9 protein-coding genes are annotated in these 18,173 nt (G+C 48.4%); all 9 read left to right on the forward strand.

Annotation, left to right across the window (positions count from 1 at the left end; all coding sequences use genetic code 11):
- The first annotated feature begins 203 nt into the window (after positions 1-203).
- Positions 204-4,262 (forward strand): hybrid sensor histidine kinase/response regulator transcription factor, encoded by a 4,059-nt coding sequence (locus tag ITJ87_RS05355; RefSeq protein ID WP_117964354.1) that lies wholly within the window; start codon positions 204-206, stop codon positions 4,260-4,262.
- Between the two features lie 138 nt (positions 4,263-4,400).
- Positions 4,401-7,283 carry a TIM-barrel domain-containing protein gene (locus ITJ87_RS05360; RefSeq protein ID WP_117964252.1) on the forward strand — a complete coding sequence of 961 codons (2,883 nt, stop codon included), beginning with the start codon at positions 4,401-4,403 and terminating at the stop codon, positions 7,281-7,283.
- 141 nt (positions 7,284-7,424) lie between these two features.
- Positions 7,425-10,007 (forward strand): glycoside hydrolase family 2 TIM barrel-domain containing protein, encoded by a 2,583-nt coding sequence (locus ITJ87_RS05365; RefSeq protein WP_117974587.1) that lies wholly within the window; start codon positions 7,425-7,427, stop codon positions 10,005-10,007.
- 23 nt (positions 10,008-10,030) lie between these two features.
- Positions 10,031-12,244: a glycoside hydrolase family 3 C-terminal domain-containing protein gene (locus ITJ87_RS05370; protein WP_117964250.1), complete on the forward strand. Its 2,214-nt coding sequence runs from the start codon at positions 10,031-10,033 to the stop codon at positions 12,242-12,244.
- 196 nt (positions 12,245-12,440) lie between these two features.
- Entirely contained in the window at positions 12,441-14,903 is a 2,463-nt protein-coding gene (locus tag ITJ87_RS05375; protein ID WP_117964249.1) for a glycoside hydrolase N-terminal domain-containing protein, read from the forward strand.
- 96 nt (positions 14,904-14,999) lie between these two features.
- Positions 15,000-16,496, forward strand: a complete 1,497-nt coding sequence (bas-suc, locus tag ITJ87_RS05380; RefSeq protein WP_117964248.1) for a 3-succinylated cholic acid synthase — start codon at positions 15,000-15,002, stop codon at positions 16,494-16,496.
- A 4-nt stretch (positions 16,497-16,500) separates the two neighbouring features.
- On the forward strand, positions 16,501-17,133 hold the full coding sequence (locus ITJ87_RS05385; RefSeq protein ID WP_117964247.1) for a hypothetical protein: 633 nt from the start codon (positions 16,501-16,503) through the stop codon (positions 17,131-17,133).
- Between the two features lie 104 nt (positions 17,134-17,237).
- Positions 17,238-17,792, forward strand: coding sequence for a cob(I)yrinic acid a,c-diamide adenosyltransferase (locus ITJ87_RS05390; RefSeq protein WP_117964246.1), 555 nt, complete (start codon positions 17,238-17,240; stop codon positions 17,790-17,792).
- Positions 17,793-17,862: 70 nt separating this feature from the next.
- Entirely contained in the window at positions 17,863-18,084 is a 222-nt protein-coding gene (locus ITJ87_RS05395; protein WP_002558131.1) for a DUF2795 domain-containing protein, read from the forward strand.
- The last annotated feature ends 89 nt before the right edge of the window (positions 18,085-18,173 follow it).

The following is an 18,173-nucleotide window of genomic DNA, read 5'->3' on the forward strand; positions in this document are numbered from 1 at the left end:
ATTAGGTTACAAAATTGTTAATATAGTTTTTTTTTGATTGGTTATGGAGAAGTCTGTCCGTGAGGAATGTACTTCTCCTTCTTTTTTCTGCCCATGAAACAAATGAGGGGGATAAAATGATAAAAAAAGACGGGCTTTTCTTGTTTTTTTATCGGCTTTTTGCTTCATTTGCAATAAAATATGTGTTCCTTATCTCCGATAGAATGAAAAGATTGCTATTACTTGTCTTATGGGTTTGGGTAGCTTGCTTCACTGCCGCTTCGCACAACTACATGTTTAAACATTTGGAAGTAAAAGACGGGCTTTCCAATAACCAGGTTAATGCCATTTATAAAGATTCACATGGATTCATGTGGTTTGGCACAGCTTCCGGGCTGAACCGTTATGACGGCTATGATACCAGGATATACCGCAGCCTGAAGGATGACGGCAATTCGCTGCCGGATAGTTATATTGAGGACATTCAGGAAGATGCTACTGGAAATTTGTGGGTACGTACAGGAGCGGGATATGCCATTTATAACTCTGTATCCGATATTTTCGACCGCAATGTGGAGGGCTGGATGTGGCATATTGGGATAAGTGGGAATCCTTCCACTGTGTATATTGATAGCGAAAAGATTTTCTGGATTTATGTGGCGGGTAAAGGTATTTACTGTTATAAGCCGGGACAAGAGAATGCGGTGATGGTGGCTGGTACTGATACCTTGTTGACAGAGATGAACATAACAGACATGACGGAATGTAGTGAGGGAATCTTGTTGGCTTTCGGCAATGGAGTTCTGGCTTGTCTGGATAGGGAGAAGTTGAATGTAAAATGGACTTTCGACGGTATTGCCAGTCAATGGGGGAAAAATCAATCAGAAACTTTCACTTTGTTCGTTGACAGTCATGAACGTGTCTGGATGTATAGCGTTGAAGGAATGTGGGTTTACCATCTGCCGAAGAAAAGCTGGGAGGTGCGTTCTGTCAGGAGCGATCGCTCTAACATGGTACGGGCCATTTCGCAGGATAAGTATGGAAACATTTGGATTGGTAGAGACCAGGATGGAATTGAAGTGATAGGTCTGGATGGAGAGAGCGTGCGATTGATGAATGACCCTAATAATGAGCGTACGATTTCCAACAATACGGTGACTGTTCTCTATGAAGATAATGTTGGTACCATGTGGGTGGGCACTTATAAGAAAGGTGTTTCATTTTACAATGAAAGTAGCTTCAAGTTTGGCATTGTCGATTTGGGTGACATTAATTGTGTGGAGGACGGACAAGGGGATATTGTGTGGTTGGGGACCAATGACCGTGGACTGGTGCGCTGGAATATGGTGACGGATGAACGGAAAACCTTTTCGCATACGGCAGATCCCCGTTCCATTTCAAGCGATGTGATTGTCTGTCTTCTTCAGGGTCGTGACGGCCGGTTGTGGGCAGGAACTTTTTGGGGCGGACTGAATTGTTATGACGGTAATCGCTTTATCCATTACCGTGCCAACAAGGATGACAAGAACTCACTGGCTTATGACAATGTATGGGCACTGGCCGAAGACGCTGACCGGAATATCTGGGTGGGGACTTTGGGGCAGGGATTGCAATGCCTGAACCCTAAAACGGGAATTTTTACAACCTATTCTACTGGGAATTCCAATCTGGTGTCGGATTATATCTCATCCCTTTGTGTAGGGCGCAACAATACATTATATATTGGAACTGCAGCAGGCATAGCTGTCATGGATTTGTCCACCAGGAAAATTGCGAACTTTACCGGTACAAAGTCCGGTAAGACCACTCTCTCAAATTTGGTCATCAATCAGGTGTACGAAGACAGTAGAGGACTGCTTTGGCTGGCTACACGCGAGGGACTTAATGTATACGATCCGCAACGGGATGAAATACATGAAGTCCCCATAAAATCCGATTTCTCGAAACTACTGATATTAGGTATCACGGAAGATGATAATAAAGGAATGTGGGTCAGTACGGGAGGGGAGCTGATAAATGTGGTTCTGCTGTCGGACAATAAGACGGGACAGATTTCTTTTCGTTGTTATACTTATAACGATAAGGACGGATTGCAGACTTGTGATTTTAATCAGCGTTCTCTTAAACGCCTGCATACAGGTGAAATCGTAGTAGGAGGACTGTATGGACTGAACCGTTTCAGACCTGATAACATAAGGTACAACCGTACACTACCTAAAGTAATGTTTACCGGATTTCAACTGTTCAATGAGGATGTAAAGGTGAACGAAGAGTATGCAGGCCATGTGATATTGAAGGAAGCGCTGAATGAAACGAAGGAAGTGGTGCTGACTTATAAGCAGAACGTATTTACGGTGTTTTTCGCTTCGGACAATTATGTGTTACCGGAAAAGACGAGGTATCTTTATAAGTTGGAGGGATTCAATGAGGACTGGTTGACGAGCATGTCCGATATGCACCGTGTGACCTATACGAATCTGGCTCCCGGTACGTATGAGCTGAAAGTAAAGGCTACGAATAGCGACGGATATGCAGGTACTGAAGAGGCTTGCTTGAAGATAGTGATTCTTCCGCCTTTTTGGATGACTCCATGGGCATACACTTGTTATGTGCTGTTATTGCTCGGTAGTTTGTTTCTGGCTTTCTATACGGTGCAGCGTAGGGAGCGTAACAAATTCAAGATACGCCAGATGGAGCGGGATGCCAAAAAGAACGAGGAAGTTAACCAGATGAAATTCCGTTTCTTTACTAATGTCAGCCATGAATTGCGCACTCCGTTGACGCTGATTATCTCGCCGTTGGAGAGTATGATGAAGGAGACGGCAGATGAAAAATGGCAAGACAAACTGGGTATGATTCACCGCAATGCATTGCGTCTGCTGAATTTGGTGAACCAGCTGCTTGATTTCCGTAAGAATGAGATGGCGGGTTTGCACCTTACTCTTTCCGAAGGAGACATTGTGGCGTATGTACGTAATATCTGTAGCTCTTTTCTGATGCTTTCGGAAAAAAAACATGTGCACCTTACTTTCTTTTCGGCGGTGGAATGGCTGAATATGTCCTTTGACGAAGACAAGGTGGGCAAGATTGTGATGAACCTTCTGTCCAATGCCTTTAAGTTTACTCCTAATGGCGGGAGGGTGGATGTTTCGTTGGAAGTGCTGAAGGGCTCTCCGGAAACTCTGGAAATCAAAGTATCCGATACGGGGATAGGAGTCAAGGATGAAGACAAGGAAAGGATATTCGAACGGTTCTATCAAGCGGAGCACGAAGGGGAGGATAATCATTCCACCGGAAGCGGTATCGGGCTAAGCTTGGTGCGTGACTTTGTGACGCTCCATGGTGGTGCTGTGCGTGTGTTCGACAATGTGGGTTCGGGCAGCGTATTTGTAGTGGATATTCCTATCAAGCATTCGGTGGTGAATGTTGCTACGCCTTTGTCGGAAGAAGCGGCCGAAGAAGATGCGGTTGCGCTGGAAGTGATTGGGGGGACAAATCGGGAAAAGGAAGAATCGGCCGGAGAAAAGAAGAAGCCCTTGGTGCTTATTGTGGATGATAACGAAGATTTTGTTGCCTTCATGAAAGACAGCTTGAGTCTGTATTTCTCCATTCAAGTAGCTGCCAACGGACAAGAAGCATGGAATGTCATCCCGGAGCTGAAGCCCGACCTTATTGTCAGTGACTTGATGATGCCCGTAATGGATGGCAACGAACTTTGCCGCAGGGTAAAGACGGACAAGCATACGGAGAATATACCTTTTGTGTTGCTGACTGCCAAACAGTCGGTAGAGAATAAAGTAGAGGGCTTGACTATCGGTGCGGATGATTATGTGACGAAGCCGTTTAATATGGAAGTACTGATATTGCGTATGCGCAAGCTGATAGACCTTAGCGGTAAGAATAGGCTGCGTACAAAGATTGACCCCGAACCAAGTGAAATAGCCATTACTTCGTTGGATGAAAAGCTGGTGGAAAATGCTATCAAATATGTGGAAGCGAATATTGCACGTAGTGATTTGTCCGTAGAGGAGCTGAGCCATGAGTTGGGTATGAGCCGGGTACATCTTTACAAGAAACTCTTGCAGATAACCGGTAAGACACCCATTGAATTTATCCGTGTCATCCGTCTGAAAAGAGCGGCGCAGATGCTGCGCGAGAGTCAGCAAAATGTATCGGAGATAGCGTATCAGTTGGGCTTTAACAACCCCAAGTATTTCAGCAAATATTTCAAGGATGAATTCGGCGTTTTGCCCTCTGTTTATCAGGAAAGAGAGGGTAAATAACAAAAGATACCCCTTACGGAAACATATTGTCTTTTAGGGTAATCAAAAGCGCCCTTGTGTTTCAACATCGGGGGGACCCGTTTTTGAAGGAAACTTTCTATTTTTACATCGGAGAAAATTCACTTTAAAAACAGTAATATGAAATTGAAAAACACTTCAGTTTATTTGCTTGCCGGATGGATGCTCGCCGCATGTTCCGGAGGCGGATTCCAAAAGACCGAGAACGGTGTTGTTGTGGAAGTCAAGCAGCAGCAACCGACGGATGTGCGTAAAGTAAGATTAGAAGTAATGGGCGAGAAGCTCATTCATGTATCGGCTACTCCTGAGAAGGAATTTTCAAAGGAGCAGAGTCTCATTGTGATCCCTCAACAGAATAAGACCGACTTTAAGGTCGAAGAGCAGGGCGATGAAGTGACTGTCAAGACATCGGAATTATGTGCCATTGTGTCTAAGACAACGGGTGAGGTACGCTTCACGGATGCTGGCGGCAAGCAGATTCTGGCTGAAGACTCTGACGGGCGGACCTTTACTCCGGTGGAAGTGGAAGGTACGAAAGGATATACAGTACGTCAAGTATTCCAGTCGGCAGGCAATGATGAGGCTTTCTATGGCTTGGGCCAGCACCAGGCGGATGAGTTCAACTATAAAGGTAAGAATGAGGAACTGTTCCAGTATAATACAAAGGTGTCTGTACCCTTCATTGTGTCTAATAAGAACTACGGTGTGCTTTGGGACAGCTATTCGCTCTGCCGTTTCGGTGACCCGCGCGATTACTCACAGCTGGGTGATGTCTTCAAACTTTATGATAAAGAGGGCAAGGAAGGTGCTTTGACCGGTACATATATTCCGGGCAAGAAAGACGTGGAAACCCTTGTACGTCGTGAGGATTCTCTTTATTTTGAACATCTGGACCGTGCCGCACATCTGAGTAAGGTGATTAATTTGCCTGAGGAGTTCCCGTTCGGAGGGTCCGACGTAGTTTATGAGGGAGAAATAGAACCGGCAGAAAGCGGCTTGTTCCGCTTCATCCTTTACTATGCAGGCTACATGAAAGTATATATTGATAATGAGTTGGTGGTTCCCGAACGTTGGCGTACGGCTTGGAATCCTAATAGCTATAAGTTTGCTGTCAATCTGGAAGCGGGCAAGCGCGTTCCGTTGAAGATAGAATGGAAGCCTGACGCCGGAATTTCTTACTGCGGTCTGCGGGCATTGAGTCCGGTGGCTGATGAAGAACAGAACAAACTCTCCTGGTGGGGTGAAATGCAGAATGAAATAGACTACTATTTCGTTTATGGTGATGATATGGACGATGTGATTAGCGGCTACCGTACATTGACAGGTAAATCCCAGATTATGCCGAAATGGGCGATGGGTTACTGGCAGAGCCGTGAGAAGTACAATACGCGTGAGGAGGTTCTCTCCACCTTGAAGGAATTCCGTGAACGTCAGATTCCTATCGACAATATCGTAATCGACTGGCTGCATTGGAAGCAGGATTCTTGGGGAAGCCATGAGTTCGACCCCGAACGTTTCCCCGATCCGAAAGGAATGGTCGACTCCATCCACGCCATGAATGGACGTTTGATGATTTCCGTATGGCCCAAGTTCTATGCTACGACCGAACACTTCAAGGAATTTGACGAAAAAGGCTGGATATACCAGCAGGCTATTAAAGACAGTATTAAAGACTGGGTAGGTCCCGGCTATCTGGGCTCTTTCTATGACGCATACGATGCCGATGCACGCAAGCTCTTCTGGAAGCAGATGCAAGACCATTACTATCCTCTCGGCATAGATGCCTGGTGGATGGATGCCAGCGAACCGAACATACGCGACTGTACGGATTTGCAATACCGCAAGGACCTTTGCGGTCCGACAGCACTCGGCCCCTCTGCCAAGTTCTTCAATGCATACGCGCTGATGAATGCCGAAGCTATCTATGACGGACAGCGCGGCGTGGAACCGGATAAACGCGTCTTCTTGTTAACACGTTCCGGCTTTGCAGGATTGCAACGCTATTCTACTGCCACCTGGAGTGGTGACATCGCTACCCGTTGGGAAGATATGAAAGCACAAATCTCTGCCGGCCTGAACTTTGCTGTCAGCGGTATCCCTTATTGGACTATGGACATCGGCGGATTCTGTGTAGAGAACCGTTATGTGGCTGGTCAGATGGAATTCAACAAGACTGGACGTGAAAATGCTGATTATAAGGAATGGAGAGAGTTGAATACCCGTTGGTATCAGTTCGGCGCTTTCTGCCCGTTGTTCCGTGCACACGGCCAGTATCCGTACCGTGAGGTTTGGAATATCGCTCCGGCAGGACATCCGTGCTACAACTCCATCGTTTATTATACGAAGTTGCGTTACAACATGATGCCGTATATCTATTCTTTGGCAGGTATGACTTATTTCAATGATTATACCATCATGCGTCCGCTCGTAATGGACTTCACAGCTGATGCAAACGTCAACAATATAGGTGACCAGTTCATGTTCGGTTCTGCCCTGATGGTGGCTCCGGTTTACGAATACGGTGCACGCAACCGCGAGGTTTATTTCCCGGCAAGCTGCGGTTGGTATGACTTCTACTCCGGCAAGTATGTGGACGGTGGCCAGAAGCTGACAGTGGATGCTCCTTATGAACGTATTCCGCTCTACGTTTGCGAAGGTGCCATTGTACCTTATGGTCCGGATATGCAATACAGTGATGAAAAACCGGCTTCGGAAATCACATTCTATGTCTATACGGGTAAGGACGGTGCATTTACACTCTATGAAGATGAAGGTGTGAACTATAATTACGAGAAGGGACAATATGCCACTATACCCTTTGCTTATAACGATGCTGAAGGTACACTGGTTATCGGTGACCGTACGGGTGACTTCCCTGGTATGCTGAAGGAACGTACTTTCAATGTAGTGAAGGTAAGCAAAGATCAGCCGCAACCGTTCGATTTAAAGGCGAAAGGCACAACAGTGAAGTATGCCGGAAAAGCGCAAACTATAAAATTATAATCAGAATGATAGACGACGGTGCCAGGGAGAGAAATCTTCCGGGTGCCGGTCTCGTTGTTCCCCGGTGCCAGAAACTTCCCTGCTTCTGAATAGCTGTAAGAGAGGAATAGGCACTCGATAATCTTTTAGATATTTATTACCATGAATAAAATCATATTGTCTTTGGCCATCGGGCTGTCCCTGCTGGTTGGTTGCAATGCTCCTAAAGAGGTAGCTGGCGATGACCGTAGCTTGGATTTTACTGCCGACTGGGCCTTTCGCTTGGGAGACGATACAGCGGCATCCCGTTCAGATTATAATGACGCAGACTGGCGGAAACTGAACTTGCCCCACGATTGGGCTGTTGAAGGAGAGTTCAGTCGGGACAATCCGTCAGGAACAGGGGGAGGTGCTCTGCCTGGTGGTATAGGTTGGTATCGTAAGACTTTTATTGCCGATAAGGTCGATGAGGGCAAGCGCTATCGCATAGATTTCGATGGTGTCTATATGAACTCCACCGTTTATATTAATGGGCATGAACTGGGAACACGCCCCTATGGATACATCTCGTTTAGTTATGATTTGACTCCTTATATTAAATGGGGGGAGAAGAATGTGATTGCTGTAAGAGTGGACAATGCCGAACAACCCAATTCACGTTGGTATTCCGGTTGCGGTATCTACCGTAATGTGTGGTTGACGAAACTGAATCCGGTGCATGTGGCACAGTGGGGTACCTACGTGACGGCAGAAGAAGTGTCGAAGAACAGTGCCCGGTTGAAGATACGTACCAGTTTACAGTACGATGTAGAGACGCAGACGGAAGATTCCGTGCAGCAGGCCGACGGTACATATGTTGTGTTCGATTCGGAAATTATTCCTCTGATTGATGTCGTCCTGCAAACCCGGTTAGTGGATGCCGACGGTCATGTGGTAGGTGAGGCTGTGTCGGAAGCTCAGCTGATGCCTGTCGCTCCGGCAGAAATGGAGCAGGAAATAGAATTGAAGAATCCTAATCTCTGGAGTATTGATGCACCTTATATGTATAAGGTAGAAAGCATCCTCAAGAATAAAGAGACCGGCGAGGTACTCGACCGTTATTATACTCCTACCGGCATCCGTACTTTCCGCTTCGATGCACAAAAAGGATTTATCCTGAATGGTGAACAAGTGAAGATAAACGGTGTCTGCATGCATCATGACCTGGGTTGCCTGGGAGCTGCGGTGAATACGCGCGCCATCGAACGCCAGTTGGAGATTCTGAAAGAAATGGGTTGCAACGGAATCCGTTGTTCCCATAACCCTCCTGCACCGGAGCTGCTCGACTTTTGCGACCGTATGGGCTTCATCGTGATGGACGAGACTTTCGACATGTGGCGCAAGAAAAAGACCCGCCACGACTATTCACGCTATTTCAACGAATGGCACGAACGTGATTTGACTGACCTTATCCTGCGTGACCGCAATCATCCTTCCATCTTCATGTGGAGTATCGGCAACGAAGTGCTGGAGCAGTGGACGGATGCCAAAGCCGACACCTTGAGTCTGGCAGAGGCCAACCTGGTCTTGAACTTCGGCCATAGTGCGGATATGCTGGCAAAGGACGGAGAAATGTCCGTCAACTCACTGCTGACAAAGAAACTGGCGGATATGGTGAGAAAGCTCGATGCCACGCGCCCCGTGACGGCAGGCTGCAACGAGCCGAATCCGAACAATCATTTGTTCCGTTCCGGTGCGCTTGATATTATCGGCTTCAATTACCATGACGACTGGTTTGCAGGTGTTCCCGAGAACTTCCCCGGTAAGCCGTTCATCGTAACGGAAAGTGTTTCCGGCCTGATGACACGCGGTTACTACCGGATGCCGAGTGATTCGATGTTCATCTGGCCCGAACGTTGGGACAAGCCTTTCTATGATGCCTCGTTCTCTTGCTCCTCCTACGACAACTGTCATGTTCCTTGGGGCAACCGTCACGAAGGTACTATGCGCCATGTAAAGAACAACGACTTTATCAGTGGACAATACGTCTGGACGGGCTTCGATTATATCGGTGAGCCTACTCCTTACGGTTGGCCGGCACGTAGCTCTTACTTTGGCATTATCGACTTGGCTGGCTTCCCGAAGGACGTCTACTATATGTATCAGTCCGAGTGGCGTCCGGACAAGGCGGTGTTGCATCTTTTCCCACATTGGAATTGGACGGAGGGACAAGACATAGATTTGTGGGCATATTATAACAATGCCGACGAAGTGGAGCTTTTCGTGAATGGAAAGTCGCAGGGTGTGCGCAACAAGGGAAAAGACGATTTCCACGTCATGTGGCGCGTGAAGTATGAGCCGGGTACGGTAAAGGCTGTTTCCCGCAAGGAAGGAAAGACTGTGGCCGAGCAGGAAATCCGGACAGCGGGTGAACCTGCACAGATTCGTCTCAGCCCTGACCGCAGTACCATTCAGGCAGATGGCAAAGACTTGAGTTTCATTACGGTTGAGATTCTGGACAAAGATGGAAATTTGTGTCCGAATGCCGAAAACGATGTGACCTTTGCCGTAGAAGGTGCCGGCTTCATAGCCGGAGTGGACAACGGAAGCCCTATTTCTATGGAGAAGTTCAAGGACAACCACCGCAAGGCTTTCTACGGGAAGTGCCTGGTGGTACTGCAGAACAACGGTGAACCGGGTGGTGTCAAGGTGACGGCTACGGCTGATGGACTGGAGAAGGCGACGACAACGATTAAAATTAAATGATAATTTAATGTGCCAATTAAGATATGAAGAATAAATTTTTAGCAACCCTATTATTGACATGCTCCATCAGTACCGTGTCTGCACAGACACCGGTCTATATGGACGATGCACAACCTATTGAAGCACGTGTAAAGGATGCCCTTAGTCGGATGACGCTGGAAGAGAAGGTAGCCCTTTGCCATGCGCAGAGTAAATTCAGCAGTGCGGGTGTTCCGCGACTCGGCATTCCCGAGCTTTGGATGAGCGACGGCCCTCACGGTGTCCGTGCCGAAATCAACTGGAATGACTGGGGATATGCCAACTGGACCAATGACAGCATTACCGCTTTCCCGGCCTTGACTTGTCTGGCCGCTACCTGGAATCCGGACATGTCTGCCAAGTATGGCAAGGCCATCGGTGAGGAAGCGCGCTATCGTGAAAAGGATGTGTTGCTGGGCCCCGGCGTCAACATCTACCGCACTCCGATGAACGGGCGTAATTTTGAATATATGGGCGAGGACCCTTATCTGGCCAGTGTGATGTGCGTACCTTACATCCAGGAGTTGCAGAAGAACGGAGTGGCAGCTTGTGTCAAGCACTATGCGCTGAACAACCAGGAACTGTGGCGCGGACATATTGATGTGAATCTTAGCGACCGTGCTTTGCATGAAATCTATCTGCCTGCATTCAAGGCTGCGGTAGAAGAAGGAGGTGCCTGGAGCATTATGGGCGCTTACAATAAGATTCGCGGCCAGCACGCCTGCCATAACGATTTCACACTGAACAAGATTCTGAAAGATGACTGGAAGTTCGATGGCTGTGTCATTACCGACTGGGGCGGTGCCCACGACACCTATGAAGCTGCCGTCAACGGTCTGGATATTGAAATGGGTTCTTACACCAACGGTCTGACGTCCGAGAGTGTATTTACCTATAACGATTATTACCTTGCCAACCCTTACCTCCAGATGTTGAAAGATGGCAAAGTGCCGATGTCTACAATAGACGACAAGGCTTCCCGTATTCTTCGTCTGATATTCCGTACGGCGATGAACCGTCAGAAACCCTATGGTTCGGTAGCTACGGAAGAGCATTATGCCGCTGCCCGCGAGATAGGCAATGAGGGCATTGTGCTCTTGAAGAATGTTCCGGTGGTAAAGAAAGGTGCTCCGTTGCTGCCGATTGATGCAGCCAAGTATCAGAATATCCTGGTGGTGGGCGATAATGCCGTACGCTTGCTGAATCAGGGAGGAGGCTCTTCCGAACTGAAAGTGAAGGATATGGTATCTCCGCTGGATGGCTTGCGTGCCGCTTATGGCGATAAGGTAGCCTATGCGAAAGGCTATGCCGCCGGTCGTCCGATGTACGGCCGTGCAGATGAAATTCCGCAGAATGTGGTAGACTCACTCCGTGCAGAAGCTGTGGAAATGGCGAAAAAGGCAGACTTGGTGGTATTGGTAGGCGGATTGAACAAGAACCACTTCCAGGATTGTGAAGGCGGCGACCGTCTGGAATACGGCTTGCCTTTCGGGCAGGATGAACTGATTGAAGCTTTGCTGGGTGTAAACAAGAATCTCGTTTTGGTACTTCTCAGCGGCAATGCGGTGGAAATGCCGTGGGTATCCCGGGTCCCTGCCATTGTGCAAGGTTGGTATTTAGGCTCCATGGGTGGCAAGTCTCTGGCTGACATCTTGAGTGGTGCGGTAAATCCAAGCGGAAAGTTGCCCTTCTCTTTCCCTGCCAAGTTGACGGATTGCGGTGCACATGCTTTCGATGAACTCAGTTATCCGGGCGACAGCATTAAGCAGGAGTACAAGGAAGATATTCTGGTGGGCTATCGTTGGCATGACACCAAGAAGATTCCGGCACTCTTCCCCTTCGGTCATGGCTTGAGCTATACTACTTTTACATATGGCAAACCGGTGGCTTCTGCCAAGACCATGGCTGCCGACGGTACGCTGACGGTGACAGTTGCCGTGAAGAATACGGGTAGCATTGCCGGAAAAGAGATTGTACAGCTTTATGTAGGCGATGATAAATGCAGTGTGCTTCGTCCTGTAAAGGAGCTGAAACATTTTGCAAAAGTCGCTCTGGCACCGGGCGAGGAGAAGAGTGTGACTTTCACCCTTACTCCGGATGATTTGAAGTTCTACGATGAGGCTTCCGCAGCTTGGAAGTACGAATCGGGTAAGTTCAAGGCATACGTTTGCGCTTCGTCTGCCGACGTCCGTGGTGTAGTTTCGTTCGAAATGCAATAAACTTATAATCAGTGCGTAACCACTGCAAAATCAGTGCAACTATTTTGCAGTGGTACTGCATACCTTTTGCAGCGCTACTGCAATTGCTTTGCAGCGTCACTGCAAAAGGTATGCAGCAATGCTGCAAAGTGTATGCAGTAATGCTGCAAAATGTATGCGGTAAGTTTGCAGCCTGAAATCAGAATCAAAAAACAATATGAAGACACTTGCCACTCTATTTCTGCTTGCAGCCTCGTTGCTGCTTCGTGCAGCCGATGCGCCTGCCGACAGTTGTAATCATCAGCTATACTATACATCGCCCGCCGCTATCTGGGAGGAGACTCTTCCTTTGGGTAACGGACGCTTGGGCATGATGCCCGACGGAGGCATTCTCCGTGAGCACATTGTGCTGAATGAAATTTCATTATGGAGCGGAATGGAGGCGGATTATAGCAATCCGGATGCCTCGAAGAGTCTGCCTGCCATTCGGCAACTGTTGTTTGAGGGAAAGAACCGAGAGGCACAGGAACTGATGTACAGCAGTTTTGTTCCGAAGAAGCAGGAGACTGACGGGAGATATGGAACCTATCAGGTATTGGGTGATTTGGATATAGATTTTACCTACAATTCTTCATTATCCATTCTCAATTCTCCATTAAACAACTATCGCCGTTGGCTCAACTTACGCGATGCGGTGGCATACACGGCTTTCAGGCTGGAAGATGTCGATTACCGCCGTGAGTATTTTGTTTCCCGTGACCGTGATGTCATGCTGATTCATCTGGTTGCCGGACATGAAGGGACTCTGAACTTCTCTGCCCGTTTGAGCCGTGCAGAACATAGCCTGGTGACTGTCCAAGGGAACACCCTTTTGATGGACGGCATGTTGGAAAGCGGTAAACCCGGTTTGGACGGTATGAAATACCGTGTGGCGATGCAACTCGTGCAGAACGGTGGTGAATCATCTGTCAGCCCGGGAAATGGTATCTGCTTGAAGAACGGGCAGGAAGCCTGGTTGATACTTTCTGCCACTACCTCCTATGCCGCTGCCGGTACAGACTTCCCGGGCGAACGCTATGCGGAAGTCTGCGACAGCTTGCTCCGTCCTTTCACCACCCCCGCTAATTCTCCATGTTCCATTTTCCATTCTTCATTATCCAACCATGTCACTGCCCACCGTTTCCTCTACGACCGTGTTTCCTTGACGCTTCCTGCCACGCCGGATGATACGCTCCCGACGAACGAGCGCATCCTCCGCTTCACACAGCAGGAGTCGCCGGCATTGGCTGCTTTGTACTATAACTACGGACGCTATCTGCTCATCAGCAGTACACGCCCCGGCAGTCTGCCGCCCAATCTGCAAGGACTCTGGGCAAATGGAGTATCGACTCCTTGGAACGGGGACTATCATACGAACATCAATATCCAGATGAACCACTGGCCTTTGGAACAAGCCGGTCTTTCCGAACTCTATCAACCGTTGACAACGTTGATGGAGCGCCTTGTCCCTTCGGGAGAAGCAAGTGCGCATACTTTCTATGGCGATGAGGCAGATGGCTGGGTACTCCACATGATGACCAACGTATGGAATTATACCGCTCCCGGTGAACACCCCTCCTGGGGAGCTACCAATACCGGTGGCGCTTGGTTGTGTGCCCATTTGTGGGAACACTATCTGTATACGCAGGACAAGAATTATCTGCGTCGTATCTATCCCGTCTTGAAAGGTGCCGCCCGGTTCTTTAGTTCCACCACCGTGCAGGAGCCTTCGCATGGCTGGCTGGTAACTGCTCCCACTTCTTCTCCGGAAAACAGCTTCTATGTGCCGGGTGACAGCGTGACTCCCGTCAGCATTTGTATGGGTCCCACTATGGATGTGCAACTGCTTACCGAGCTTTATACCAATGTCATTACCGCCGCCCGCCTGCTGGATTGTGATGCGGACTATGTGGCGAAGCTTGAGGCAGACCTGAAGAAGTTTCCGCCCATGCAAATCAGTAAGGAAGGATACTTGCAGGAATGGCTGGAAGACTATAAGGAAGTGGATGTGCAACACCGCCACGTTTCCCATCTCTACGGCTTGCATCCGGGAAACCTGATTTCGCCGGAGTCCACCCCTGAGCTTGCCGAAGCCTGCCGGATGACCTTGAACCGTCGTGGAGATGAGGGTACCGGTTGGAGCCGTGCTTGGAAGATAAACTTCTGGGCTCGTTTGGGCGACGGAAACCGTGCTTGGAAACTCTTCAAGAGTTTGCTGCATCCTGCTGTCGATACTGCGACGGGAGGTCATGGTAGCGGCACTTTCCCTAATTTGTTCTGTTCGCATCCTCCTTTTCAGATTGATGGCAACTACGGTGGCGCGGCGGGAGTCGGCGAAATGCTGCTGCAAAGTCATGAAGGCTTTATCCATCTGCTTCCTGCCCTGCCGGATAGCTGGACTACCGGCAACTTCCGTGGAATGCGCGTACGTGGCGGTGCTTCCATAGACCTGGACTGGAAGGATGGACGGGCAACGAGGGCTGTTGTTACCGCTCTTGTTCCGGGTAAATTCATCCTAAAGATGCCCACAGGCGCCGTCCGTGCCCAAGTGAAGATAGGAGGACGTACGCATACTTACAAAGAACCGGTATTTCCGTTGGATTTGAACAAGGGAGAGGCGGTGACCATACATTTCTTATAGGAACGTTCCCCTCCGACAAAATTATCAAGTTATTTGTCTTTCGCGTCCGAATACTGTACATTTGCAGTGCATGTAGAACAAATATCTTAGATAATTATGAAAAATAGAGTACGTTTTTTCTTCTTGTTTCTCGGCTTGCTGGGAACGTTGGCAGTTCATGCACAAATCAATGAGTTGCCACGTTCCACACCCGAGGCAGAAGGAGTCCCTTCCAAGGCTGTCACTGCCTTGTTTGATTCACTGATGGCATTGCCGAAAACAGACATCCACAGCGTGGTGGTGGTGCGTCACGGCAAGGTCATCGGAGAAATCTATCCGGCTCCGTTCGCACCGGAATATCGCCATACCATGTATTCCTGCTCCAAGACCTTTGTCGGGGCTGCCGTAGGGCTGGCCATTGCAGACAACCGCTTGCGCTTGACAGACCGTGTCGGTGCTTTCTTCCCGGAGCTTCTTCCGGATTCGGTTTCCGCTAATCTGGCAGACATGACTGTCCGCGACCTGCTTACCATGACATCGGGTGTCACTCCCGACTGGAATATGCGCAATCTCACTCCCGACTGGATACGTACCTTCCTTGCCAAACCGGTGAAAACTCCGGGCAAGAAGTTTGAATATGATTCGATTAGTACCTATATGCTTTCTGCCATTGTGCAGAAGGTGACGGGCATGACCTTGCTGGATTATCTGAAGCAGAAGCTTTTCATCCCAATGCATATCACGGACGTTGCGTGGGAACTAAGCCCCGAAGGCATCAATACCGGTGGCTGGGGGCTGCATATCCAGAGCGAGTCATTGGCAAAATTCGGATTGCTGCTGCTGAACCGGGGTGTTTGGGAAGGCAGGCAGTTGCTTCCGGCTTCCTGGGTGGAGCAGATGATGACCAGACAGATAGGAGATTATGGCTATCAGATGTGGCTTTGCGAATATCCGGGTGCTGTACGTGCTGACGGGGCTTTGGGACAATACATTCTGATTGTTCCGGATAAGGATATGGTAGTGGTCATTACCGAATGTACATTGATAGACGGTCGTCGGCAGCGTCGTTTGGTCTGGAACCGCTTGTTGCCGGAGACAGGTGACCAGGCATTAGTGCCCGGTAAGGACTACAAGCGCCTGCAGAAGAAACAGCGTTCTTATCAACTGCCGTTAGTGCAAGGAAAGGCTGCTTCCTCCCTTTCACAGAAATACGCAGGCAAGCGCATCCTGCTCGGAGAGAACAAATACGGATGGCAATCCATCGAGCTGCAATTTAAGCAGCAAGAAGTGGTGATGACTGTGGTGGAGAAAGACGGAAAGACATACAGTCTTCCGTTTGGCTATAAGCAATGGTCGAAAGCGGCAATTGATGGCTATCCTCCGTATTCGGTTGCTGCAAAGGGGCGTTTTAAGGGTATAGAAGGCCCTTTCCAGGTAGCAGGCAGTTATGCGTGGGCGTCACCTGATGCTTTGCAACTGAAAGTACATTATGTCAGCTGGATAAGCGCCCTTGGGCTTACGCTCCGCTTTGAGGATAACAAGGTACTCCTGACTGTTACGGAGAATTATTCTTCGGGTGAAGGGGTGACTTTCGAAGGTACATTAGCACATTAAAATAATGAATCATATTTTGCTTACTCTAAAACGGCCTTTTATCTGGCTGTACCGTTTTCGGCACCGTTGCGGCTACGGTGTACATTCTCCTTTTGCCTTTAACCTAATTACGCATGTAATTTACGAAAGTACGGCTTATTATAAATATGAAGAGCTGGCCAAGGCACAGAAGCAACTGGAGCTGGAGAAAGATAGACGTTGGAAGTACGAATCGAAGAAAGTAAAACGTCTTCTGTTCCGTCTGGTAAACTATACCCAGCCGGAGACCATTGTAGATGCCGGTACGCTTGCCGCTTCTGCCCTCTATCTGAAAGCGGGGAAGGAGGGGGCGGATTATACCTCGGCTTCCGACCTTTCCGAGCTCTTTCTGGAGAGTGGCGTTCCCGTTGATTTTCTTTATTTGCACGATTATCGTCGTCCCGGTTTTGTAGAGGAGGTCTTCCGCATCTGTTCCGCCCGTACCAGGGGAAAGTCTGTTTTTGTGATTGAGGGTATCCGTTACACTCCGCAGATGTCTGCCCTCTGGAAACGTATGAAGCAGGACGGGCGGGCGGGTATTACGTTCGACCTTTATGACCTTGGTATCCTATTCTTCGATAAAACAAAGATAAAACAAGACTATATTGTCAACTTTTGATTATCTTTAGGCGTTTCAATAGTGATTAGCGGTTAGTGATTAGTGCTTAGCTCCACTTACTGGCTGCTAAACATTAATCCCTAACCCCTAAACATTAATTCCTTATGAAGATATACACTAAAACCGGAGATAAAGGAACCACCTCTCTTGTAGGTGGAACCCGTGTACCCAAAACCCATATCCGCCTTGAGGCGTATGGTACGGTGGATGAACTGAATTCCAATCTGGGTCTTCTCATCACGTACCTGCCTGACGGGAAGGATAAGGATTTTCTGCAGCAAGTACAAGACAGACTTTTTGCCGTAGGCTCTCATCTGGCCACAGACCGGGAGAAAATGGAGCTGAAAGAAGCCAGTATCATCGGCCCGGAGCAAGTGGAAATGGTGGAGCGGGAGATAGACCGTTTGGATACTCTTTTGCCCCCTCTATCGGCTTTTATTCTTCCCGGTGGAAGTCGCGGTGCGGCAGTTTGTCACGTTTGTCGTACGGTTTGCCGCCGTGCAGAGCGTCGGATTCTTGCTTTGGCCGAGCAGGTGGAAATCGCTTCGGAATTACTGGCTTACGTGAACCGCTTGTCTGATTATTTGTTCGTCCTTTCCCGTAAAATGAATCAAGACGACAAAAAAGGTGAAATATTTTGGAATAATAGTTGCAAGTGAAATAAATTGTTATACTTTTGCCGAAAAATAGAAATAGGACTTAATATTCACAATTTTAATACTAGAGACTATGTATTGGACATTGGAATTAGCATCTAAACTGGAAGATGCTCCTTGGCCGGCAACTAAGGATGAATTGATAGATTATGCCATGCGTTCGGGTGCTCCGCTTGAAGTGATTGAGAATCTGCAGGAAATGGAAGATGAAGGCGAGATTTATGAAAGCATAGAAGATATTTGGCCCGATTATCCCAGCAAAGAGGACTTTTTCTTCAACGAGGAGGAATATTGATACGCTTTAAAAGAAAAAACTTACCGGTATGTCTGGTAATATTTTGAAACATAGGGAGAAGTAATTCCAAGACCGATAACTATGGTTGA

It is taken from the genome of Bacteroides sp. HF-162, from assembly GCF_015679285.1.
Taxonomy (GTDB): Bacteria; Bacteroidota; Bacteroidia; order Bacteroidales; family Bacteroidaceae; genus Bacteroides; species Bacteroides uniformis.